The sequence below is a fragment of the Pantoea sp. SGAir0183 genome (assembly GCF_043545505.1).
This window is the reverse complement of sequence record NZ_CP028053.1, coordinates 2354833-2377276: the sequence shown is the minus strand read 5'-3', so window position 1 is coordinate 2377276 and position 22444 is coordinate 2354833. Positions and strand designations below refer to the sequence as shown.

Here is a 22444-nt window from a genome sequence, read left to right as displayed (position 1 = left end):
GAGGGTGCTTAACGTAAGGCACAGAAAAAGGGGTGTTATTACGTTTTAAATGCGCGACATTAAATTTTTAGAAAACAGCGTTGCAAAAATAACTGAGGCCTTTCAGTGAGTTGTTTTTTCAGGAGAGAGGCATGTATAAATGGCGTATAAACAGAGCGGCAACTCAGTTTGATTATTTTTTTATGGCGCCGATATTTTATTTGACTGTCTGTATGTCGCCTTTTTTCTGAGTCATATCAGACGTATTTCTTTTCTCTTTTACCTGGTAAAAACAATGACTATAACTCAGCGTCTTTTGTTCACGTTTTCGCTGCTTTCCGCAGCGCTGGTCGCTATGGTTGGCGTATCTGTCAGCGTGTCGCAAGGATTTCAGACCCGCTTCAAATACGTTAATGAAAATACGGTCCCGTCAATCACCGGTATTTCAAAGATGATTGAAGGCAGTAACGCCGTCATCATCGCCCTTTATCATCATCAGAGCGTGACTGACCTGGCCAGGCAGGCTGTCATCGAAAAAGAAGTCAACGACACAATCAAACATATTCGTGCGCTTAATCAGCACTACCTTGCAGAGGACACGTCCAACGAGCAAGACAGGCAAATGACGGAAAAGGCGTTTACGATGATTAATAAAATAGAACGCGACCTGCCGGCCTTTCTGGCCGCCTCACGTGCTCAGAATGATGCTGTGTCTCTGGGAATGTTGCAGGGGACAACAGGGATTGGTGCCGAAGCCCGACAGCTCATTGCGAATTATCAGCAGCAACTTCAGCTCAATACCGATCTCGCCAATGCGCTCAGCAGAGAAAACGACAGAACCTATCACCATACGCTGTTAACCCTGATCACCGGCTCAGCCGCCGCTATTTTGCTGCTGGGGTTTTTTACCGTTAAGACAATTTTAGCCATTCGCCGCCAGCTGAATGCCATGCGCCTGACGATGGAGCAGGCCAGCGAAAACCTCGATCTCACTCTCAAAGCAGATGACACACGCTCTGATGAAATCGGCCTGACGGCAAAAGCGTTTAATCATCTGATTCAGACTGTGTCGCTGTCACTGAACGCTGTGGAAAGTGCCGCGCAGTCTGTCAGTACAGCGTCATCGCAAATGTCAGCGGGTAACGAGGATTTATCGGCAAGGACTGAAGAGCAGGCGGCATCACTTGAGCAAACGGCTGCCAGTATGTCAGAGCTGAGTGAAACGGTGCGTCAGACGGCAGAAAATACCCGACTGGCCAGCCAGTTAGCGAAAAATGCGCGCGAGATTTCAGAAGACAGCGCAGATCGGGTGAAAACAATGCTGACGACGATGGGCGATATACGCGAAAGCTCGGCCAAAATTACCGACATTATTTCTCTCATTGAGGGGATTGCCTTTCAGACCAATATCCTTGCCCTGAATGCGGCGGTCGAAGCCGCACGGGCAGGCGAGCAGGGCCGTGGTTTTGCGGTCGTGGCTGGCGAGGTGCGCAACCTGGCGCAGCGTTCGTCATCATCAGCCCGCGAGATTAAAGCGCTGATTGAATCGTCAATGGGCTTTGTGGAAGCCGGTGCGGTACAGGCTGAAGGGGTGGGTACAAATATGCACAAAATGAACGATGCCGTCCGGCAGGTTACCGATTTGGTCGATGAAATCTCTGTCGCCGCCCAGGAACAGTCTCAGGGAATTAGCCAGGTCCATCTGGCCGTCAATCAAATGGATGATGTGACGCAGCAAAATGCGGCCCTGGTGGAAGAAGCATCCTCTGCGTCGCGTTCATTAATGGAACAGGCCTCAGCATTAAACCGCCTGGTTGCCACGTTTGTTATCCAGCGTGCAGGACCTGACGCGCTTAAGGAAGTGAAAAGCGCGATAGCTCCGCCCGCCATGACGCGCCCTGTCAGCAATATTGTTCCCGCTGCAGCGGAGACCAACTGGCAGAGTTTTTGAAAATCAACACAAACGCCTGTGCTGCTGAAAACGGGCGCAGGCTCTGAACGGGCAGGGGTCACCACAGATTCTCCGTGGTGACCTTGCGGTTCTTACAGAACGTGATCCTTGCAAAAAATCCCTACCGGAGTAAGTTGAAATCCGCCTGACGTGTCACGTCACCGAGGCACGCCACGACCGGGTGTGCGATGACAGAAACATGCAGGCTGTTCGCCGCTTCAGGCGGGATACCCGGGAGGCAGAGCTCAATTCGCCATGCAGAAACCCAACCCTGAAGATGTGGCAGAGGCGTAAAATAAAGGTGCAGGCAGGCGCGATGGGTTCCGGCGCTTCACCGCACGGAATGGCGGACGAAGGGGTGCGCGCGCTTCCTCAAGGAGCCCCTTCAATGCCGAACCTTAATTCTATACAGTCAGGTCACTATGAAACCATCACTGAGCAGATATGCGTTGGCCGTCTTTGCGAGTGCGGCTTTTCTCTTCCCGTCCCTGTCGGCTGTCGCCAGCCCGGTTCCGGCTGGCAACGTCCAGTCCGTGCCGCCGCAGGATGCGCCCTGTTGCGGCGCGCTCACGCCCAACGCGCAAAAGATTCTGGCCGTGCTTGACCATGCGGACGTGGAGCATTTATGGCTGAATCATCATCACGTCAACTGGGAAACGGGCAAGCCTGACAGACCGGATACCTATTCTGGTCCCGGTAATCATACGCACTGCAGTGCGTTTGCGGCGGCGGTAGGCGCACGCCTGGGCGTCTATATGCTCAGGCCGCCTCAGCATAGCCAGATTTTCCTGGCGAGCGCACAAACGCGCTGGTTTGACAGTAGTGAAGGGCGTCAGTCAGGCTGGATCAGGGTCAGCGATGCGTGGCACGCTCAGCAGCTGGCGAATAAAGGCATGCTGGTGGTGGTCGCCTATGAAAGCCCGGATCAGCACAGACCAGGTCATATCGCTGTTGTCAGGCCGTCACGCATCTCGCTGGCAAGATTACGCGCAGACGGCCCGGATATCACCCAGGCAGGCAGCCGAAATATGACGATCGGTCACGCCGCTGCCGCCTTTTCAGGCCACCGGGGCGCCTGGCCTGATGGGGTTAAATTCTTTGCGCATGCACTACCGCAATAAGGGTATTCGGGGCGCGCTTAGCGCCTTGTTATCACCAGCCTGAGGGGTGCCATATTATGCTAAACAGGGTCCGTTATTTCCGGTCTGAAAACACAAGCACGTGGTGAAACAGCCAGCCTGTAGCGCTGTTCGCTTCATGCAACCTGTTAAAGCTTTCTACTGGCAGCAACACCTGGTGCGGGCAGACCTGTCTCCATTTCCTCTGAAACCGACCCGCTGTATGACGACCTGTAAGCCGTCCCCTGTTATCCGGTGTAACCGGTCTTATCACCTGAACGACGGCGATCCCGGCTTCTTCCCGGAGCACATAATCCCTGCTATTCACAATCGAGTGGGTCTTTGTCGGGTAACCACTGACAAAACAGTGTCTGATTTCAGGCAGCGTCCGGGCCTGCATGATGTACGGATAAAAAAACGGCTATCTCTGCGCGGCGTCCCTTTTAGTAAGGAAACAGTTAAAAACCGCTGCGTTAGGAGAAAAAATGGCCGCCTTACATTGATGGGATGGCGAACTTTAAAGAGTGGGTAAAACCCATCCTGTGCATTCAGGCTGACGTGAGAATCAGGCGTAATTTTCCAACGATGCGCCATATCGCCTTGTTTCTCGCCTGCGCCCCTGGCGGTCTTGGTGTTTGTTTCAGGATTAACGCCTGACGTTATAAATCATTAACAGGCTTTTCATTACATTATCCTGTGGCGAGGGTTGAATACGTCATAAGCCTGTGAATCAAAGAGTTAGCGTGATTTTATATTGCATCGTGTCAGGAATACTTATATTACTAATTGACAAACCGTGCGCTTCTCTGACGCTTCAGTGTGCAACAGACCCATCATAAGGTGACGTATGACAACACAGCCCGCCGCTGAAATCAGGGTAGAGCCCGGTGTATTTAAGACGTTAAAAACCTTTCCGGCGACAGTTCACGCGCTGCTCATTTTTACCCTGATTATTCGGTTCAGCTATTTTATGGCCTGGCCATTTATCGCAATGATCATGACACAGAACTACCACATGTCGCCTGTTGCCATCGGTTGCGCGATGACCAGTAGTGCGCTGGTATCCGTGGGGCTGGGCATGTATGGCGGCCAGATTTCGGACAGGTTAGGACGACGGATTATTCTGCTGATGGGCTGTGGATTTTCGGCAGTCGGCTATATCCTTCTGGCGCAGGCGACGGGAGTCGGTCTGTTTATTACCGGCCTGATGATTATCGGCGTTTGCTTTGCGTGGGTCGATCCGCCTTTGCGTGCGCTAATGAGTGATTTACTGGGCGATCGTCGCCGCCGCGCACTGGCTTTGCAAGTGCGCTACTACCTGGTCAACGTCGCTGCGGTGTTGGGCCCCCTGGTGGGCATTGCTTTTGGCCTGACGTCTCAGAAAGGCACATTTCTGATAACCGGCCTGAGCTATTTCCCTTTTTTTATCTACGTGCTCCTGTTTATCCCGGCGGGTAAACCGGTGAACACGCCGCCGGCCGACAAGGTTTCCGCTGTTAGACTTCACCAGGTTATGGGAATTATTATCAGAGATAAAATTTTTGTGGCCGGGCTTTTGTGCAGCACATTGTGCAGTATCGTTTTTATTCATTTTGAAGCGGTACTGCCCCAGTACCTTCTGTTACTGAACAGCGACGCGGCTGTAAAGCTGGTGACGTTAATACTGGTCACGAATGCCTCGACCGTGCTGGTATTTCAAACCTTTCTGGTCCGCATTATGGCGAGGATGCATTTACCTCAGCGAATTCTGTTGGGTGCAGTGATTTTCTTTTTCTCACAGCTGTCTTTTTTCTCCCTGCGAACAGCGGATAGTTGGCTTTGGCTGTCTGTCACCGTGTTGTTTAGTGCAGGCGAAGCGATTCTGATGCCGAACCTGAATATTTTACTCGACCAGTTGGCACCCGCCGAACATCGAGGTGCCTACCTGGGCGCCTCAACATTGTCAACGCTCGGTATTGCTGCCGGGCCGCTACTGGGTGGTGTGATGCTGGCCATGACCGGGCCGGGCGTATTTATAAGCACGGCCATGCTGAGCCTCCTGCTCTGCGCCATTATTTATGTCAACAGGCAACGTATGCTGGCACGTTTGCAGGCGAAATCGTGAAGGCACCTGTATAGCGCAAACGGGAGGCGGTCACGGCAACTGACATGCGCAGCAACGAACCAGAAGATCGGGTCAGGCGTGATAACTGTCCGGCGGGGAGGTCAGGATGCCGAACCGGCAAGAGCGTCGGCAGGGCAGGTCTACGATGCAAACCGGTTTACAAAGCACGATGAGGTGAAGAGGGAAGCCTGTATTCAGCTATGTGGGCAGGAAAGGCAGGCTGTTTTGCACAGTTTGCCTTGTGGGCTCGGTGAGAATTCACGCCTATTGTGCCCGTGTCAGCCGGCTAATCACAAATGCTAGCGTTGAGCGGGGCCTGCAACAGATGACTTGCCTGCTGCAAACCCGCATCCTTCTGTTCAGGCCGGTGTCTGATCGTCCCGTATTTCCTCCCGCGCCGCATGGCGAGTGGCATTGGCGACCGTGCCGTGGTCGATCAGTTTTGCCTGCAACAGCAGATTATACACGGGCGCATGGGGCCGGTTCAGACGGTTCTGTAGAAGCTGGATGGCTTCGTAGCCCAGCTCCCGACACGGGACGGCAAAGCCTGTCACCGGCCTGCCGGCCGCGCCCGCCAGCTGACTTGCCAGATCGGTCGTCATCAGTGAGATATCCTCGGGAATACGCAAGGAACGTGCCGCCAGCACAGTCTGAACGCCGGTAATAATCCCTTTGCCCACCGGCACTATCACATCGGGCCACTCCTCACGCGGATGTTCGTCCAGCCAGCCATTCAGAGCGGCTTCGGTTTCATGCTCAGAATAGGCTTCAACCACAATCAGGTCCTTCTGCGCGCTAAAGGGCAGGTGAAAATGGCGGTACGCGTCTTTAATTCCCTCCAGCCGCAGAAACAGTGTTTCACGGCGCAGACAGGTGACGGTCAAAACCCGGCGGTGCCCTTGCTCAAACAGGTGCTGCATGGCGCTGAACCCAATCGCATGGTGATCGGGGGAGACCGCATCCAGTTTCATGTCTTTATCGCGGGAATTTATCAGGACGCAGGGTTTATTCAGCGAGGCTGCCAGGCTGAATATCGCCTGATCGTCGGTGCCGATGATGATGATCGCATCGTTACTTTTTGCGCCCGCCTTCTCCAGAAACAGTTTCACATCGGCACGCTGTTCCTCCAGTGGGCAGTAACTGATGTGCACATCATGGCTGGCACAGGCTTCGGCAATCCCGCGCGTCACTTCCAGATAGAAGTGATCGCCGCGCGGCGCAAAGGTCCGGGCGGGCGCAAAGACCACCAGACCGTTAATTAACAGGCGGCTGCTGACCATGTCGTGCAACACACCCAGTTGACGTGCACAGCGCACAATCGCATTACGGGCTTTTTCACTGGTATAGGCCTTGCCGCTCAGTACGCGCGAAACGGTACTGACAGAGTATCCGGTTTTTGCCGAAATTTCGTCCATCCTGAGCTTGCCCGCCATAGTGTGATCCCCGTCCCAATCAATTTTTGCAATTTTTTGCAGTCGTAGTGGCTTGATAGTAATGCGATTTTACATGCTGTTCACAAACTACCTTGCCGCTCTGCGAACATTCTCACAAAAACAGTTTGTCCCACGACAGCCGCTTTTCTATGTTCCTCGCAAAGACGACAGCGACGGTCAAAGACGGAGAAGTGGCATGTTAAAAATTGCGATAGTAGGTATGGGTAATATTGCCAATTTACATATTCAGGCGTTTTTGCAGTTTCCCGAACGCGGCAAAATTGTGGCGGTAGTGGATGTGTACCCGGACAAAGCCCGCGATAAATTGCAGCGTTACGGCCTGAAGGATGTACGCGTGTACAGCGATCATCTCGCCATGCTGGCGGATGGCGCAGATATCGATGTGGTGGATGTCTGCACGCCGCCTTATGTGCACGCCGAGAATACGATAGCGGCGCTACAGGCAGGCAAACATGTGCTGTGCGAGAAGCCGATGGCGGCATCGCTTGAAGAGTGCGATGCCATGATCGCGGCGCAAAAGGCCAGCGGCAAAGTGCTCTCCGTGGTGGCGCAGAACCGCTTTACCGATGCCTTCTGGCGGTTAAAAGCGGCCGTGGATTCCGGCCTGGCAGGAAAGATTTGTCACGCCCAGGTTGATTCATTGTGGTGGCGCGGTCATGCCTACTACGACCTGTGGTGGCGCGGGACGTGGGAAAAAGAAGGTGGGGGCTGCACGCTCAATCATGCTGTGCACCACATCGATGCGCTGCAATGGATGCTCGGCGCACCGACGGACGTGGTCGCCATGATGAGCAATGTCGCCCATGACAATGCGGAGGTCGAAGATCTCAGTGCCGCTATTTTCCGTTACCCGAACGGCACGCTGGCACAGCTGACGGCCTCGGTGGTGCATCACGGTGAAGATCAAAAAATCATTTTACAGGGCGAGAAAGCGCGGCTCTCTGCGCCCTGGCAACCTGTTGCTTATCAGGCGGCGGAAAACGGCTTTCCGGAACAGGATCATCACATCGCGCTGGAAAACGAACTGGACCAGTTGTATGCGCAGATCCCGCCCTTGACATGGACACTGCATGCCGGTCAGGTGGATGACTTTTTCTCGGCCATTGAGCAGCAGCGTGCGCCGCTGGTAGACGGTGAGCAGGGCAAGCAATCCCTGGCGTTAATCACCGCCATCTACAAGTCGGCTATAACCCATACCACCGTCACGCTGCCGATTGCCAGCAACGACACCTTCTACCGTACCGGTGGCCTGATTGCCAGCGCACCGCACTTTTATGAAAAACAGGCCTCCGTGGAAAATTTCGCGGATGAGGATGCGATCCCGTTAGGCAAAAACTTTGCGTGAGGACAACAGCATGAATCAAAAGGATGGCATGAACTACGCGCCGAAAGGCAAACCCCAGCCGGTTGTAAACCCAGGCGAGTTTATTATCGCTGCCGCCGGGCTGGATCATGGGCATATCTATGCGATGTGCAATGGCCTGACTGAAGCCGGGGCGACGCTGAAATGGGTTTATGACCCGGATGCGACCAAAGTCGACAGGTTCCTGCAACAGTTTCCGCAGGCTCAGGCGGCGGATTCCCTGGACACGATCCTCGCTGACACACAGGTGCGGCTGGTGGCAGGGGCGGCCATTCCCTCGGAACGCTGTGCGCTGGGACTGAAAGTCATGGCGGCCGGGAAAGATTACTTCACCGATAAAGCCCCACTCACCAGCCTGGAACAGCTGGACGATGCCAAAGCCATGTGCGCCAGAACCGGCCGCAAATATGCGGTGTACTACAGCGAGCGTCTGCACGTTGAGAGCGCGGTTTTCGCGGGACAGTTAGTGGAACAGGGCGCGATTGGACGGGTGGTGCAAACGCTGGGCACGGGCCCGCATCGCGAAGGAACCGGCCGTCCGGACTGGTTCTATCAACGTCGCTACTTTGGCGGCATTTTGTGCGATATCGGCAGCCACCAGATCGAGCAGTTTCTCTATTACACCGGCAATAGTCAGGCCCGTGTGGTTGCCAGTCAGGTGCGCAATTTTCACCATCCGCACCATCCGCAGTTTGAAGATTTCGGCGAGGCGATGCTGGCAGGGGAAAATGGCGCAACCGGCTATTTTCGCTGTGACTGGTTCACCCCGGAAGGCTTATCGACCTGGGGCGACGGGCGAATGACGCTGCTCGGAACCGACGGTTACATCGAAATTCGCAAGTATACCGATCTCACGCGTGACGAGCAGGATGTGGTTTACCTGGTGAATCAGGACGGTGAGTTTCGCTACAGCGTGGCGGGCACGGTGGGTTTCCCGTTCTTTGGCCAGTTGATCACCGACTGTCTGCATCGCACAGAGCACGCCATGACGCAGGAACATGCGTTTAAAGCGGCTGAACTGTGTATCAAAGCCCAAATGTTAGCTAACGCGGTGTAGTCAGCCCGCACGCCCATTCTTTTCCAATTCTGTTGATAACAGCGACGGCAGGCACTGGCTTGCCGTTATAAAACACCGACCAGAACAGGAAGCAGATAAATGGTTAAACCGACTGAACGTCGCGTCGGGTATGGCGTAGCAACAGGCTACGGCATTACCGACTTATTTGGGGGCGGTGCCTTTGCAGTGATAGGTGCCTGGTTACTGTTTTTTTATACCACCTACTGCGGGTTATCGGTGCTGGAAGCCGGATCCATCTTCGCCATCGCCAGGGTGATTGATTCCGTACTGAGTCCGATCATGGGGTATATCACGGATAATTTCGGCCATACCTGGGCCGGGCGCAAATTCGGCCGTCGTCGTTTTTTCTTGTTAATTTCCTCGCCTCTGATGCTGCTGTACGGCGCATTGTGGGTCACGGATATGAGCTACTGGTATTATCTTGGCACCTATCTCACCATCGAATTGTTATCTGCCATGGTGCTGGTGCCGTGGGAAACCCTGTCGTCAGAAATGACCAACCGTTTCAGTGAACGCACTCGCCTTTCCGGCGTGCGGATGATGTTTTCCTCGCTGGGAAGTTTTCTCGCGGTCTCGGTACCGGGCGTCATCATGACGTACACGGGCAAAGACAACGCCATCACCTATACACTCACGGGCGTGATTTTCTCAGTGATTTACTGCGTCGCGGTATTTATTACCTGGTATACCACCTGGGAAGCGAAAGATATTCAGGATGCAGACGAGGTTCAAAAGCCACCGGCACCCGCGCGTCATTTTCTTTCGCATGTGAAACACATGTTTGTGGATCTCGCCTCGTCATTTAAAATTCGGGCGTTTCGTCAGCACCTGCTCATTTATATCTGCTCGTTCACAGCGATGGATGTGTTTCTTGCCGTTTTTACCTATTTCGTTATTTATGGGTTAAAACAGGATGCCTCATTAGCCTCGCTGCTTCTGAGTAATATGATGTTTATGTCTATCCCCGGCACCTTTTTATTTATGCTGTTGCTGGGCAGATTTTCTATGACGCCCTCTAACGCCTTGAGACTCTCTTATATATCTATTGCCGTCGTGCTGCTTTTTCTGTATGCCGTTTATCTCTGGCAGTGGCATGTACCCGTGCTGTTATTTAGCGCCGCCTTCCTGTTTATGGGGATAGCGCGCGCGGGGCTGTATTATATTCCGTGGAACATTTACAGCTTTATTCCCGATATTGATGAAATGGTAACCCGTCAGCGCCGGGAAGGCATCTTCGCGGGCGTCATGGTGCTTACGCGCAAAAGTTCGGTCGCGATTGCCATCTTTATTATTGGCGTGGTGCTCCAGGAAAGCGGGTTTGCCAAGGGGAACGGCGCTCAGCCTGATAGCGCAGTCACCGCCATTGTCCTGCTGATGGTAGGCGTGACAGGCGCGCTTCTGGCCGTGAGTTTCTGGCTGACGTTCCAGTTCAAACTGACCCAGCGCAGCCACAAATTGCTGATTAAAGAGGTCGCACGCCGTAAGCTGGGCGGTTCACCTAAAGACTGTGATGCCGAAACCCGTGAGGTGATCAAAGCGCTGACCGGCTATGCCTATGATGACGTCTGGGGAGCCAGTAAAAAAGAACCTGTACAGGATGCTGCTGTAAAGTCAGAACTGAAAGTGTAAGCGAACAGGCCGTTGGCGTGACGTGACTTACCGGAGAAATATAAACCGCCAGAAACGTCAATGGCCAGCCAGAAATAAGCAGAACGGATAAATAAATATCACGCGACGCGCGTGGATATGATTTTCGTCGTCATTTTCCCGCTATTTGGCGGACGCTGCCTGCCCATGATTATGCAAATGAAAAGTGACGCCGGCTCGCTATTTATGCGTGATCTAAAATTCTGCCTTTTAAGCGAAACACGGCGGGTAACGCCGTTGGGACACAAAAAGCGCATGGGCTGCAATTAACCGCAGCGAGGTAACATTTTGCAAAAATTAAATCAGACTTTGCGCCCTGCTTATCAGGCGTGTTCCTAATCCTGTACCAGGCTTAAGCAAAAGTCATTGATACAGGTTGGAATAAAAATGAAAGAAACGAATCGTACTTTTGGGGTCAAACCGTATGGCGGATCAGCGGGTGGCTGGGGCGCATTAAAAGCTGTAGCGGATGCGATTCGGGGACAAATGGCGGTGAAACAGGACGTCATTGCCCTGTTCAGGGTGAACCAGCCCCAGGGCTTTGATTGCCCCGGCTGCGCCTGGCCTGATCCGCAGCATACGTCTTCTTTTGAGTTTTGCGAAAACGGGGCCAAAGCGGTGTCGTGGGAAGCCACCAGTAAGCGTGCCACGCCCGATTTTTTCGCGGCTAACAAGGTCAGCGATTTGTGGGCGCGCAGCGCGTTGGATCTGGAAGGCGAAGGGAGGCTGACCCATCCGATGAAATATGATGCGGCCAGCGATACCTATCAGCCCATCGCATGGGAAACGGCCTTTCGTGAAATAGGTGAGCGGCTGCGCAGTTATAGCGATCCGAACATGGTTGAGTTTTATACCTCTGGCCGCGCATCGAATGAAGCCGCTTTTCTCTGGCAGTTGTTTGCCCGCGAATACGGTACCAATAACTTCCCAGACTGTTCCAATATGTGCCACGAGCCGACCAGTGTGGGGTTGCCGGAATCCATCGGCGTAGGAAAGGGCACCGTCGAGCTGGATGACTTTGACCATTGCGACCTTGTCTTATGTATTGGTCATAACCCGGGCACCAACCATCCGCGCATGTTGGGCACGCTCAGAGAGGTGTCAAAACGTGGTGCGACGATTGTTGCGATTAATCCGTTACGCGAACGCGGGCTGGAGCGGTTTACCTCACCGCAAAGCCCGATCGAGATGCTGTCGATGGGCTCAACCGAGCTGGCGTCAACCTATTATAAAGTGCGCGTAGGCGGTGACGCGGCCATGTTGAAAGGGATGATGAAATTCCTGATCGCTATGGATGCGACGGCCAGAGAACAGGGCGAACCGGGTGTGCTGGATGAGGCCTTTATTCATGAACACACTGAGGGCTTCGAGGCACTGAAGGCCGATCTGGAGGCGACCAGTTGGGCGCACATTCTGAAAGTTTCTGGGATGGAGCGTGAAGAGATTCAGCATCTTGCCCGGCTGTATGCGGAGGCGGATCGCACCATTATTTGCTACGGCATGGGCATTACACAACATCAGTACGGAACACAGAATGTACAGCAAATCGCGAATCTGTTGCTGATGCGCGGCAACATGGGCAAAAAGGGGGCCGGCATTTGTCCGCTGCGCGGCCACTCCAATGTTCAGGGTGATCGCACGGTTGGGATTACCGAAATCCCGTCTGACAGTCTGCTGAACAGTCTGGAAAAAGTGTTTGGCTTTACGCCGCCCAGACAACACGGTCACGGCGCGGTTGAGGCAATTCGCGCCATCCGTGACGGCAGTGCTAAAGCGCTGCTGTGCCTTGGCGGCAACCTGGCTGAAGCCATGTCTGACCCACAGGTCACCTTTCCTGCCATGCGCAATCTGGATTTGGTAGTGCACATGGCGACGAAGTTGAACCGTTCACATCTGTTGATGGCAAAGCACAGTTATCTTTTTCCGGTACTGGGACGCACGGAGGTGGATGAGCAACCCTCGGGTGCGCAAAGTGTTACGGTTGAGGATTCCATGTCGATGGTACATGCTTCACGAGGCACGCTCGATCCCGCCTCGCCGCACCTGAAGTCAGAGCCGCTGCTGGTGGCCAGCCTGGCGAAAGCCACATTGCCTGATACGGTTGTCGACTGGGACAAGATGACGCGTGATTACAGTAATATCCGCCAGGCCATTGAAGCGGTGTTTCCGGGCTTCGAAAACTATAATCAGCGCATTCAACAACCGGGTGGTTTTCGCCTGCCCAATGGCGCATCCGAGCGCATCTGGCACACGCCGTCAGGAAAAGCGCAGTTCCTGGTGATGGCGGGCATCAATGAAGATCCACGCTCACTGACCTGCCACGATCTGGTGCTGACGACATTGCGCAGCCACGACCAATACAATACAACGCTTTATGGTCTGAACGATCGCTACCGGGGCGTAACAGGACGCCGGGATGTGCTGTTTATCAACCCGGATGAGGCCGAAAAACGGCAGTTACGCGTCGGCGAGCAGGTCAACGTCATCGCCCTGGACCCGGACGGTAGCCCGACCTCAAGGCGCATGGATAAGCTGACCATCGTGGTGCACGATATGGCCTATGGTTCGGTCGCAGCCTATTATCCGGAAGCGAACGTACTGGTACCGCTGGACAGCCATGATACCAAAAGTGGTATACCGGCCTATAAAAGCACCCCTGTCAGGCTCGAACGCGTTCAGCCTGAAAGCGCACTGGCCGGCTCTGCCACACGTCGTTAGCCCGGTATTCACAGAACGTGTGCGCCCTCTGAGAGAAGCGGTACGCAGCGGGTGCAGAATCGCGTCGCCACCGCATTGTGCGCCGCCAGTGGCATTGAGTTGTATGGGGCGCATCACTGGGGGCGTGCACCGCCGGGGATGCGTAACCGGAAAAGGCGGCCCGGAACTAACCTGTCCGGCGCAATCACCGCCATGCTATGGCCCGCGTTAGTCCACGGTCTTTCATAAAACGTCAGGATTGAAGGATAAATGAGTGCGTTTACTGTAAGGCTGGGGTCACGCGTATCCACACCAGAACAGCACGCAAGGGGGTGTCAGAACGCAAGGGAAAGCGCCGGAGAACATACCGCAGCCACGCGGAGTGAAGGGAAAACGCTAACCTGTTTGCGGAATGAAGAGGGGAAGGGCAGCATTAACGCGAACCGGCTACTGAACGCTGATTTGGCTGGCCTGCCAGATCAGATGGTGATCGTAAGACTTACGCTGATGAGCTGGCAGCGGCACAGAGGTGTCCACGCAGACATCCACACTAAAGCCCTGTGCCGTTAACCGGATGGCCTCAAGCAGCACATCCGTGTTCTGTACTTCACCTGCAATCTCAAGCAACAGCGGTACGCTGGCCGAGCGAGAGGCTGCGCGGGTCACACAGGCGTGATGATGCTCCGTGACATGTTCAAAGCGGGCAAGCCTGCGCGCAGCGCCACGACGCTGGTCCTCGCGCAGCCAACTGCAGAGTGGACGCATTAAAGACCGGATAAAATCGTCACCGGCAAGGTCCCGACTCAGGCTACGGATAATCCGGATCAACTGCCTGTCTGAACCAAACTCCAGACTGGTCAGGATTTCGCCACGGCGGGCGGGCCAGCCATACGTCATTACGCCCTCTGATTGCCTGCGGCCATCGTGCATTTCCTGCGCCGTTGCGCCGTGGGCATTGGCTGACATGACTTCGCGGATTTCTTCGAGCTGGGCTTCTGTCCAGTAGTCTGTCACGGGATCTACAGCAACAAGTCCATACCGTTGCCAGCGTCGTACATTGGTCAGGGAGGCGCCTGTGAGCGCACAAAGCGTGTCGGATGACAACATAAAAACTCCTGTTTATAAAAATCAGATGTGCGCCAGCGCCAGGAAGATAAGCGGCCTTCCTGGCGTTGCGCGTTTCGGTGGAGGTATAAAGAGATGCTCGCCAGCGCGGCAAAGGCAGACGGGCGAAATCGCAAAGGGAACTAGCCCGTACGACGGCTGACTTTTCCCCCTTTACGGCCCGCCTCTACTGCACGCTCGGGGTTGTTCCTGAAGTTTCCGCTACTGTTTTTGCCGCCTTTCCGACCCGCTTCAGAGGCTCTCTCGGGGTTTGCTGCAAAATTTCCTGCGCCGCCACGATATTTGACCATGGGTCTATCCTCTCTCATTTCATCATTAACAGTGGAAAGCCTCATTTTGGTCGATGGTTTCTGATAATTCCAATGCGAAACAATACAATGGAAAAAAATAAAAAACGGTTTTTTTAATACCGCTTCGTCTTGAAAGGTTTTTTACTCTTTGAAAATGAGGATTATTAGCATTAAATTTGTACGAAAGTTTCATTCCATGTACAGCTTTACTGCCCGATTTTTTTAAGACGAATCTTAACTTTTTTATAACCTGTCGGCCTGACGGCGACATATTCATGCTGCCACGCAACGATCCCATTTTCTTTTTTTACCCAACAGAAACGCTCAATCCGCTTATCAACACACAGGGCGCGATAGCATTTTTTGATGTCAGTGAATGCCACTATTTTCATAGCTGGCGTTGGGGGCGTCCTGTTATGTTTTAACCGACGAAACGGGAGGTCGTCTTTTTAAACAGCCAGGCGAGAAAATAAAGCGGTATATTCACTCGCGCGACAGGCGCGGGGAGCCTTTTTTAGGCGCAGGGTTTTATTTAGAGCGCGATGAGTAATGAATATTCACAATCGCCGTGGCTTTTCCTGAGCGCGCGCTGTTGCCGCTGACGGATGACTGAAATACATTACCTGCTCCTGACGACAGACCACTCTCTTTTATTTCCAGGCAGCGTTATTGTGCCCCTGATCAATAAGGCCGTTAACACGTGGCCGACGCCAACAGGTAAAGCTTAATGGCAGAGCACGGTATTACAGGGCAGGCGTCAGACGTGGTAGCGTCGTTTTCTGAGGCTGGCAAAAGGTTGAGTGGGATGCTGCGGGAGCACGTGGTGGTGCGTAAACAGATTGTCTTTTAACCGTGAAGGGATGTCAGCCTAAGGCTGAGTATTTATTTTGCCTGAAAATTGCCGTTCTACACGCCTAAATGTAACCTCTTGTTAATTTTTTGACGAATGAAAGCAGTCGCATTTAAACAAGAGAAGCGAGTTTTATGGTGATTATCTTGTTGTTTTTCGCTTTTATTTTCCGCCCTCCGTTGCGGTTGCGCGGCAGTATTAAAAGCGCTAAACAAAGCGGCGAATGTTTTATCCGCCACGCTTGCAGATTAACAGGCGCGTTATAACCTTAACAGTGCCATGCAAATGGTGAAGCAAAGAAGCAGACAACTTTAACCTGAAGAGGAAATATTATGACTGAACATCGTGGCGGATCAGGTAATTTCGCGGAAGATAAAGAGAAAGCTTCTGAAGCCGGTAAAAAAGGCGGCCAGAACAGCGGCGGCAATTTCAAAAACGATCGTGAAAAAGCCTCAGAAGCCGGTAAGAAAGGGGGCCAGAACAGCCATCGTGGCTCCTGATACCGGCTTATAAAGGACTGAACAGCGGAGCAGGGACTGCTCCATGATCCCACCGTTTCCGCAGGCATCATCAATGCCCAGGCTAATTCATCAGAGACGGCAGCGGCCCCCGCACGAAAAAGCCCGGTCAGTGCCAGGCTGTTCTTACACAAAGGGATGATAACGACAAGGCAGGGATGGCAGGCGAGTCACGTCAGCGCGCTCACCTGCTGCAGATTACCCGCGTGAACTATGCTGAAAGCTCCTGACGGACAATAGCCGCACCCGCGCTTAAGGCATGGAGCTTGCCACGCGCCACCTCACGGGATAATGGCGTCATACCGCAGTTGGTTGACGGATAGAGTTTGTCGGCATCCACAAACTGCAACGCCTTACGCAGCGTCGCGGCCACTTCTTCCGGCGTTTCAATGGTATTGGTTGCTACATCAATGGCACCCACCATGACTTTTTTACCCCGAATCAGCTCAATCAGCTCCATCGGCACGCGCGAATTCTGACATTCCAGCGAAACGATATCGATTTTTGATTTTTGCAGTTTCGGGAAGACTTCTTCATATTGACGCCATTCCGTCCCCAGCGTCTTCTTCCAGTCGGTATTGGCTTTGATACCGTAGCCGTAGCAAATATGCACAGCGGTTTCGCACTTCAGGCCTTCCACAGCGCGTTCCAGCGCGGCGATGCCCCAGTCGTTGACTTCATCAAAGAACACGTTAAAAGCGGGCTCATCAAACTGAATAATGTCGATGCCAATCGCTTCTAACTCTTTGGCTTCCTGATTCAGAATTTTGGCAAATTCCCAGGCCAGCTTTTCACGACTCTTGTAATGGCCGTCATACAGCGTATCAATCATGGTCATCGGACCCGGCAGCGCCCATTTGATTGGCTGCTTAGTCTGCTGACGCAAGAATTTCGCATCGTCAATAAAAACGGGTTTCTGACGGCTAACCGCGCTGATCACCGTCGGTACGCTGGCATCATAACGATTACGGATACGGACAATTTCGCGCTTCTCGAAATCAACACCATTCAGGTGCTCAATAAATGTCGTCACAAAGTGCTGGCGCGTTTGTTCACCGTCGCTGACGATATCAATACCGGCCTGGATTTGATCGTCCAGAATTAAACGCAGCGCATCTTTTTTCCCTTCAGCCAGTTCTGAGCCTTGCAGCTTCCAGGGCGACCACAGCGTTTCAGGCTGAGCCAGCCAGGATGGCTTCGGTAAACTGCCTGCGGTTGAGGTAGGTAACAACGTTTTCATAATAGGTGACCTTGTATTTCGGTTAATCAAAGCGCGTAACTGGCAGACCACTCTTCAAGAACGGCTTTATAAGGTTTAATGAATTTCTCTTCGGTAAATTTCCCTTGTTCTACCGCTAACAGGCTACGCTCTTCGCGATCGTAAACAATGCGCGTTAATGAATAGTCCAGATGGTTCAGGCTTGGCTGATAACACTGGCCAGCCGGTGAATTAGCATTGTAAATCTCAGGACGATAAATTTTCTGGAACGTCTCCATCGTACTAATGGTGCTGATCAGCTCAAGATTGGTGTAATCACTCAACAGGTCACCCGAGAAATAAAACGCCAACGGGGCAACACTGTTTTCCGGCATGAAATAGCGCGCCGTCAGACCCATCTTGTGGAAATACTGGTCAGTCAGGGAATAGGCATCCTGCTGGTATTCAATACCCAGTACCGGATGACGGTTTCCTGTGCGGGTATAAACGTTTTTGCTGGACACGCTCAGGCAAATGACCGGCTGTTTTTTAAAGTTCTCTTTAAAGGCCGAAGAGTTCACGAAGCACTTGAAAATATTGCCGTGCAAATCGCCAAAGTTAGCAGGTGCGCTGAAGCCGGTGTTGTTTTTATTGTGCTCAGACAGCAGCACGCTGAAATCATAATCGCGCACGTAAGAGGAGAAGTTATTGCCAACAATACCTTCAATACGCTGCTGAGTTTTTTTATCGACGATATGGGTTTTCAGAATTTCAATTACAGGAAACGCGCCGCGTTGCGTCTCGTTTTCGATATTTAACTCAACCGAGATGATTTCAAGTTCCACACCATAACGATCGGCCTTTGGATTATCCCAGTGCGCCAGCGAGTTGAAGCGATTATCAATCATCGTTAAGGCATTGCGCAGGTTTTCCTGACGGTTCGTCCCGCGCGCCAGGTTAGCAAAATTGGTGGTGATGCGCGTATTTTCAGACGGGTTGTAATTCTCATCGAAAACACTGCCCTTAATCGTAAATGTGAATTCTTTTTTCATCGTGATGCACCCTGCGTTCTGATGTGAAAAACGGTCTGTGGCTGTTAGTTATCCAGACTGGCCTGCATTCTGGTTTTTCGTTTAACCGCTTTCACGTTGTGTGTTTGTCAATAAAGCATATTTTATGCCAGAGGCGCGGAGGAAGGGAAAGCGACTTAATTTCAACACAACATGAGCCATCTTCATGGTCGACAGAGGTAAAGCCTCTGCCATACGCGGAATGGATACAAACGGACAGACTGTGCCGTGATGCAATGCGCCCTGAACCCTTGTGGCGTAAGGCCTGCCAATATCCCGGTTTCCGCCTCCTCATGAAAACGGCTCATGTGAAGATTTCTCATGTTGCGGGAAAAGCGGTGATATTTATTCAGGTTAATGAGCCTCTTTCATGAGCGTTGTACAGGCCCGCAGCAAGCGCTGCCGTACTCACGCAGGGCTTTTCAGCGCCGCGCAGCCATATTCCCCTGAAGCCCGCCATCATCCCTGGTTTCGGGCCGCCCGATCAGGCGTTTTGTTTACTGAACTTGCCTGGTGAAACACCGATGACACGCTTGAAGGCTTTTGCAAAGGCGCTCTCAGATTCATAGCCCAGCCCGGCAGCAATCGCGGTAAGCCCGCCATTCCCTTTTTTTAACTGGTCGCAGGCAAGATGCATGCGCCATTGCGTGAGATAGTCGACGGGCGCGATGCCCACCGTTTGCTTAAATCGTTCAGCAAAAACCGCGCGTGACATTCCCACCCTGGCTGCCAGTTCCGCCAGCGTCCACTTGTGTTCGGGGTGCTGGTGCATGCAGGCCAGCGCCGCGCCCAGCTTTTTATCCTTCAGGGCCGCAAGCCAGCCTGACTGCTGCGGGTCATTTGCATACAGCCGTAACGCCTGAATGAGCAGCATAAATGCCAGCTGTTGCACGATGAGGATGCTGCCGGGCTGCGCTTCACGGACTTCCTGTGACATTCTTTCCAGCGCCCATTGCATGGCGGCTCTGTCTGCGCTGCGCCGGATATGCACCACTGGCGGCAGCGTACCTAACAGCATCTGTGCGGGCCGTCCGGTCAGCAGGAAATGCCCGCCTACCAGTAAACAGGCGGAGGTTTCATCAAGCTTTGCCGCTGTCACGGCAACCATCTCAGACCGCACCGTCTGAAAATCGACAGTCTGCGCGTCCGGGTTTGTGGCCAGCCTGAAAGGTGCGCCTGGCGGGAGCAGATAGCACTCGCCGGCGTTAAGGCGCAAGGGTTCCGCAACACCGTCAACGGTCAGCCAGCAGGCACCCGCTACGACGGCATAGCACTTCACGCCATCATGAGCGGGCCATTGTACCGACATCTCCGGCGTCAGTATCACACCACCGGAAACGTAACGTTGTGGTTCAAGCAGGGCTAAGAGCTGTGAAAGCGGGTCCATGATCATCCCAGACGGTCAGACATAAAAAAGCGACGTTATCACATAGAGCGCATTCCTTCTCCACCGTAAAGTAGACAACCACGGTTGCGAAGGCTGACAAGAGGACGAACAGACATGCGGTTATTTCTTACAGGAGCAACGGGTTTTATCGGGTCGGCGATTGCGGCCGATCTGATCGCGGCAGGGCATGAGGTGGTCGGACTGACCCGACATCAGCAGGGTGTCGACAGGCTCAGCAAAGCAGGTGTCGAGCCCTTTTGGGGTGATATTAACGATCACAATAGTTTGCAACGGGGCGCGGCAAGCTGCGAGGGGGTGATTCATACCGCCTTTAACCATGATTTTTCGACGTTTCTGACAAACTGTGAAGCCGATCGGCAGGCAATCGCCGCGATGGCCACGGCACTGGCAGGAAGCGCACGGCCCTTAATCATCACCTCGGCGGTGGGACTGGGCTCGCCGGGGCAGGGAAGACCTGCCGTAGAAGACTATTTCAACCCGCTTCATCCTAATCCGCGCCGGGCATCCGAGCTGGCCGCAATAGTGGCACTGGAAAAAGGGGGCAACGTTTCCGTTGTGCGGTTATCTCAGGTACATAATCCGTTGAAACAGGGCCTGGTTACGTCGCTGATTGAGGTGGCGAGACAGACAGGCGTTTCCGCTTTTATTGATGAAGGCCAAAACCGCTGGTCAGCAGTGCATCTTGACGATACGGTTTGCCTCTACAGGCTGGCGCTGGAAAAAAACAGACCAGGAAGCCGTTATCATGCTGTCGCCGAAGAAGGCATTACGCTGCGCGTGCTTGCCGACGCCCTCGGGCGGATCCTCAACCTGCCGGTCATATCCCTTTCAGCCGCTGAAGCTACCGATCATTTTGGCTGGCTGAGTCATTTCGTTGCGCAGGATATGTCCGCCTCAGGCAGGCTTACTCGGGCGCAACTGGGATGGCAGCCCACAGGGCCGGGATTGATTGCCGATCTTGAACGCATGCCGGGCTAAGCGTGCTTAGCTGCCGGGAAGATGGCAATATGCGACGAGTCAGTATCATTTTCCCCTGATTTGAGAGGTCATATGTCTGTGACGCCGGTTTACCGCGTAGGTGAGTGCGAGGTCTTTAAAATTCCTGAACTGGACGCGTCTCTGTCCACGGAATGGCTGTTTCCCGCGCAGGCGTTAGCGAGCGGAACGCCGGAAACGATTACGCTCTCTGTTCACAGTTGGGTGGTCCGCACGCCTGACAACCTTATTGTGATCGATACGGGCAGCGGCAATGGTCGCGAGCGGGCAGGCTCTCCGCTCTCCCATCAGCTGAATACGCCGTATGCGCAGCGCTTACGTGACGCGGGCGTCGATCCTGACGCGGTGGATATCGTGCTGATCACCCATCTGCATGGCGATCATGTGGGCTGGAATACGCACTGGATGGACGGTAAATGGACACCGTTTTTCAAACATGCCCGCTACTACTGTTCGGATAGCGGGTTAAAAGGCTGGCAACACGATCCGGCACGCAAAACGCTGTTAGAGGACAGCATTAATCCGGTTATCGCGGCGGGTTTGCTGGAGACGTTCGATGTGACGCAAGAGCCGGTGTTTGCTGATGTGCTGCGCTATGTGCCCACGCCCGGCCACAGTCATGACCACGCGTCGATTATTCTGCACAGTGCGGGCGATTATGCGCTGTTTTCCGGTGACCTGATGCATAACGATTTGCAGGTCAGTCAGCCCCAGCTTGCCTCGCGCTTTTGTGCTGATGCCGCGCAGGCCGAAGCCCAGCGGCGCTGGGCAATGACGTGGGCGAGTGAGCATCAGGCACGCTGGTTTAGTTCGCATTTTCCGGGCTCGTCGGCAGGTTATGTCAGCCGCACCTCTGCGGGATTTGAATGGCAGTTTATCTGAGTTTTACGTTCTGTAGCTAAGCTCACGGACGTAAAACGGTAATGAGACGAGTCCTGTTAATGATGCAAAAATCACAACAATTTATGCTGTTAGCGCTGGCGCAGTCCCGCCATGCGCTGCCGCATTGCAGACCTAACCCACCGGTAGGGTGCGTAATTGTTCACAATGGTCGGGTTGTCTCGACCGGATTTACCCGTTCACCGGGTCAGTACCATGCTGAGGCTGATGCACTTTCCACACTTACGTTACCTGTAGAAGAGTGCGAAATCTATGTCACGCTAGAGCCCTGTGCCTTTCAGGGCAGAACCCCGTCCTGCGCACTAACACTGGCCCGGCTCAGGCCCAGACATATTTACATCGCCATTGAAGATCCGCATCCGCGTAATCGCGGAGAAGGGATTGCGATCTTAAAGCAAGCGGGCATCGGCGTGACGCTGGGCGTGGCGAGAAATGACGTTGAGTGTTTTCTGGCGCCCTATTTAATTCGCTCGCTTGCGTAAAATGTAGGTGAGAAGGCGTGCTGTTAGCCAGACATCGGCATTTACATCCCTGAACCGCTGGTGAAACATCGTGAGATTCCCTTTCAAAGCGTAACGACTGGAAATGAACTTCTGTTTTATCTCTGCTCCGGGGCATGTGATGTTAGGTGTGCGGTGAGGCCTTTTGCCCGCCAGGGAGCAAAACGTTTCCGCGACATCCCGTAAACAGACCACCAA

The 22444-nt window shown here is 53.5% G+C and carries 17 protein-coding genes; 11 read left to right on the top strand and 6 right to left on the bottom strand.

All coding sequences use genetic code 11. From position 1 onward, the window contains the following. The first annotated feature begins 274 nt into the window (after nucleotides 1-274). The 3 genes from C1N59_RS11030 to C1N59_RS11020 all read left to right on the top strand — a co-directional run bounded on the left by C1N59_RS11030 (nucleotide 275) and on the right by C1N59_RS11020 (nucleotide 5152). Nucleotides 275-1930 (top strand): methyl-accepting chemotaxis protein, encoded by a 1656-nt coding sequence (locus C1N59_RS11030; RefSeq protein ID WP_394549491.1) that lies wholly within the window; start codon nucleotides 275-277, stop codon nucleotides 1928-1930. Between the two features lie 422 nt (nucleotides 1931-2352). Continuing rightward, nucleotides 2353-3051, top strand: coding sequence for a hypothetical protein (locus tag C1N59_RS11025; RefSeq protein ID WP_110267549.1), 699 nt, complete (start codon nucleotides 2353-2355; stop codon nucleotides 3049-3051). An 844-nt stretch (nucleotides 3052-3895) separates the two neighbouring features. After that, nucleotides 3896-5152 carry an MFS transporter gene (locus tag C1N59_RS11020; RefSeq protein WP_394549490.1) on the top strand — a complete coding sequence of 419 codons (1257 nt, stop codon included), beginning with the start codon at nucleotides 3896-3898 and terminating at the stop codon, nucleotides 5150-5152. Between the two features lie 359 nt (nucleotides 5153-5511). Here C1N59_RS11020 and C1N59_RS11015 read toward each other — a convergent pair whose 3' ends face one another. Further along, nucleotides 5512-6585, bottom strand: coding sequence for a LacI family DNA-binding transcriptional regulator (locus C1N59_RS11015; RefSeq protein ID WP_033741281.1), 1074 nt, complete (start codon nucleotides 6583-6585; stop codon nucleotides 5512-5514). A 196-nt stretch (nucleotides 6586-6781) separates the two neighbouring features. Between C1N59_RS11015 and C1N59_RS11010 the strand changes: the two genes are divergently transcribed. The 4 genes from C1N59_RS11010 to C1N59_RS10995 all read left to right on the top strand — a co-directional run bounded on the left by C1N59_RS11010 (nucleotide 6782) and on the right by C1N59_RS10995 (nucleotide 13412). After that, nucleotides 6782-7951, top strand: coding sequence for a Gfo/Idh/MocA family protein (locus C1N59_RS11010; protein ID WP_058709183.1), 1170 nt, complete (start codon nucleotides 6782-6784; stop codon nucleotides 7949-7951). A gap of 10 nt (nucleotides 7952-7961) precedes the next feature. Next, nucleotides 7962-9026 (top strand): Gfo/Idh/MocA family protein, encoded by a 1065-nt coding sequence (locus C1N59_RS11005; protein ID WP_054687783.1) that lies wholly within the window; start codon nucleotides 7962-7964, stop codon nucleotides 9024-9026. Nucleotides 9027-9125: 99 nt separating this feature from the next. Next, nucleotides 9126-10676, top strand: a complete 1551-nt coding sequence (locus tag C1N59_RS11000) for an MFS transporter (RefSeq protein WP_394549489.1) — start codon at nucleotides 9126-9128, stop codon at nucleotides 10674-10676. 405 nt (nucleotides 10677-11081) lie between these two features. Next, nucleotides 11082-13412 (top strand): FdhF/YdeP family oxidoreductase, encoded by a 2331-nt coding sequence (locus C1N59_RS10995; protein ID WP_394549488.1) that lies wholly within the window; start codon nucleotides 11082-11084, stop codon nucleotides 13410-13412. Nucleotides 13413-13838: 426 nt separating this feature from the next. On the opposite strand, the gene C1N59_RS10990 is transcribed toward C1N59_RS10995, so the two are convergent. Both C1N59_RS10990 and C1N59_RS10985 read right to left on the bottom strand, forming a co-directional pair. Continuing rightward, nucleotides 13839-14498, bottom strand: a complete 660-nt coding sequence (locus tag C1N59_RS10990; RefSeq protein ID WP_394549487.1) for a hypothetical protein — start codon at nucleotides 14496-14498, stop codon at nucleotides 13839-13841. A gap of 140 nt (nucleotides 14499-14638) precedes the next feature. Then, complete coding sequence (locus C1N59_RS10985) at nucleotides 14639-14806, bottom strand: con-10 family general stress protein (protein WP_006119050.1); 168 nt, start codon at nucleotides 14804-14806, stop codon at nucleotides 14639-14641. A 1182-nt stretch (nucleotides 14807-15988) separates the two neighbouring features. Between C1N59_RS10985 and C1N59_RS10980 the strand changes: the two genes are divergently transcribed. Continuing rightward, on the top strand, nucleotides 15989-16156 hold the full coding sequence (locus C1N59_RS10980) for a con-10 family general stress protein (protein WP_006119054.1): 168 nt from the start codon (nucleotides 15989-15991) through the stop codon (nucleotides 16154-16156). Nucleotides 16157-16385: 229 nt separating this feature from the next. Here C1N59_RS10980 and C1N59_RS10975 read toward each other — a convergent pair whose 3' ends face one another. The 3 genes from C1N59_RS10975 to C1N59_RS10965 all read right to left on the bottom strand — a co-directional run bounded on the left by C1N59_RS10975 (nucleotide 16386) and on the right by C1N59_RS10965 (nucleotide 19829). Then, entirely contained in the window at nucleotides 16386-17414 is a 1029-nt protein-coding gene (locus C1N59_RS10975; RefSeq protein ID WP_039340472.1) for a methionine synthase, read from the bottom strand. A 26-nt stretch (nucleotides 17415-17440) separates the two neighbouring features. Further along, entirely contained in the window at nucleotides 17441-18424 is a 984-nt protein-coding gene (locus C1N59_RS10970; RefSeq protein ID WP_394549486.1) for a DUF1852 domain-containing protein, read from the bottom strand. Nucleotides 18425-18926: 502 nt separating this feature from the next. Next, complete coding sequence (locus C1N59_RS10965) at nucleotides 18927-19829, bottom strand: AraC family transcriptional regulator (protein ID WP_394549485.1); 903 nt, start codon at nucleotides 19827-19829, stop codon at nucleotides 18927-18929. Between the two features lie 114 nt (nucleotides 19830-19943). Here C1N59_RS10965 and C1N59_RS10960 point away from each other — a divergent pair, with 114 nt between their 5' ends. From C1N59_RS10960 to C1N59_RS10950, 3 genes are all read left to right on the top strand, one after another. Next, the gene (locus C1N59_RS10960) at nucleotides 19944-20828 is read left to right on the top strand and encodes an SDR family oxidoreductase (protein ID WP_394549483.1); all 885 of its coding nucleotides are present in this window, start codon (nucleotides 19944-19946) and stop codon (nucleotides 20826-20828) included. A 72-nt stretch (nucleotides 20829-20900) separates the two neighbouring features. Beyond that, nucleotides 20901-21728 (top strand): MBL fold metallo-hydrolase, encoded by an 828-nt coding sequence (locus C1N59_RS10955; RefSeq protein WP_110267543.1) that lies wholly within the window; start codon nucleotides 20901-20903, stop codon nucleotides 21726-21728. A 62-nt stretch (nucleotides 21729-21790) separates the two neighbouring features. Then, nucleotides 21791-22228, top strand: a complete 438-nt coding sequence (locus C1N59_RS10950) for a bifunctional diaminohydroxyphosphoribosylaminopyrimidine deaminase/5-amino-6-(5-phosphoribosylamino)uracil reductase RibD (protein ID WP_110267814.1) — start codon at nucleotides 21791-21793, stop codon at nucleotides 22226-22228. Nucleotides 22229-22444: the final 216 nt, after the last annotated feature.

Coding starts and splice junctions, on each gene's coding strand:
- C1N59_RS11030 (WP_394549491.1), top strand. CDS start 275: ATGACTATAACTCAGCGTCTTTTGTTCACGTTTTCGCTGCTTTCCGCA.
- C1N59_RS11025 (WP_110267549.1), top strand. CDS start 2,353: ATGAAACCATCACTGAGCAGATATGCGTTGGCCGTCTTTGCGAGTGCG.
- C1N59_RS11020 (WP_394549490.1), top strand. CDS start 3,896: ATGACAACACAGCCCGCCGCTGAAATCAGGGTAGAGCCCGGTGTATTT.
- C1N59_RS11015 (WP_033741281.1), bottom strand. CDS start 6,585: ATGGCGGGCAAGCTCAGGATGGACGAAATTTCGGCAAAAACCGGATAC.
- C1N59_RS11010 (WP_058709183.1), top strand. CDS start 6,782: ATGTTAAAAATTGCGATAGTAGGTATGGGTAATATTGCCAATTTACAT.
- C1N59_RS11005 (WP_054687783.1), top strand. CDS start 7,962: ATGAATCAAAAGGATGGCATGAACTACGCGCCGAAAGGCAAACCCCAG.
- C1N59_RS11000 (WP_394549489.1), top strand. CDS start 9,126: ATGGTTAAACCGACTGAACGTCGCGTCGGGTATGGCGTAGCAACAGGC.
- C1N59_RS10995 (WP_394549488.1), top strand. CDS start 11,082: ATGAAAGAAACGAATCGTACTTTTGGGGTCAAACCGTATGGCGGATCA.
- C1N59_RS10990 (WP_394549487.1), bottom strand. CDS start 14,498: ATGTTGTCATCCGACACGCTTTGTGCGCTCACAGGCGCCTCCCTGACC.
- C1N59_RS10985 (WP_006119050.1), bottom strand. CDS start 14,806: ATGGTCAAATATCGTGGCGGCGCAGGAAATTTTGCAGCAAACCCCGAG.
- C1N59_RS10980 (WP_006119054.1), top strand. CDS start 15,989: ATGACTGAACATCGTGGCGGATCAGGTAATTTCGCGGAAGATAAAGAG.
- C1N59_RS10975 (WP_039340472.1), bottom strand. CDS start 17,414: ATGAAAACGTTGTTACCTACCTCAACCGCAGGCAGTTTACCGAAGCCA.
- C1N59_RS10970 (WP_394549486.1), bottom strand. CDS start 18,424: ATGAAAAAAGAATTCACATTTACGATTAAGGGCAGTGTTTTCGATGAG.
- C1N59_RS10965 (WP_394549485.1), bottom strand. CDS start 19,829: ATGGACCCGCTTTCACAGCTCTTAGCCCTGCTTGAACCACAACGTTAC.
- C1N59_RS10960 (WP_394549483.1), top strand. CDS start 19,944: ATGCGGTTATTTCTTACAGGAGCAACGGGTTTTATCGGGTCGGCGATT.
- C1N59_RS10955 (WP_110267543.1), top strand. CDS start 20,901: ATGTCTGTGACGCCGGTTTACCGCGTAGGTGAGTGCGAGGTCTTTAAA.
- C1N59_RS10950 (WP_110267814.1), top strand. CDS start 21,791: ATGCAAAAATCACAACAATTTATGCTGTTAGCGCTGGCGCAGTCCCGC.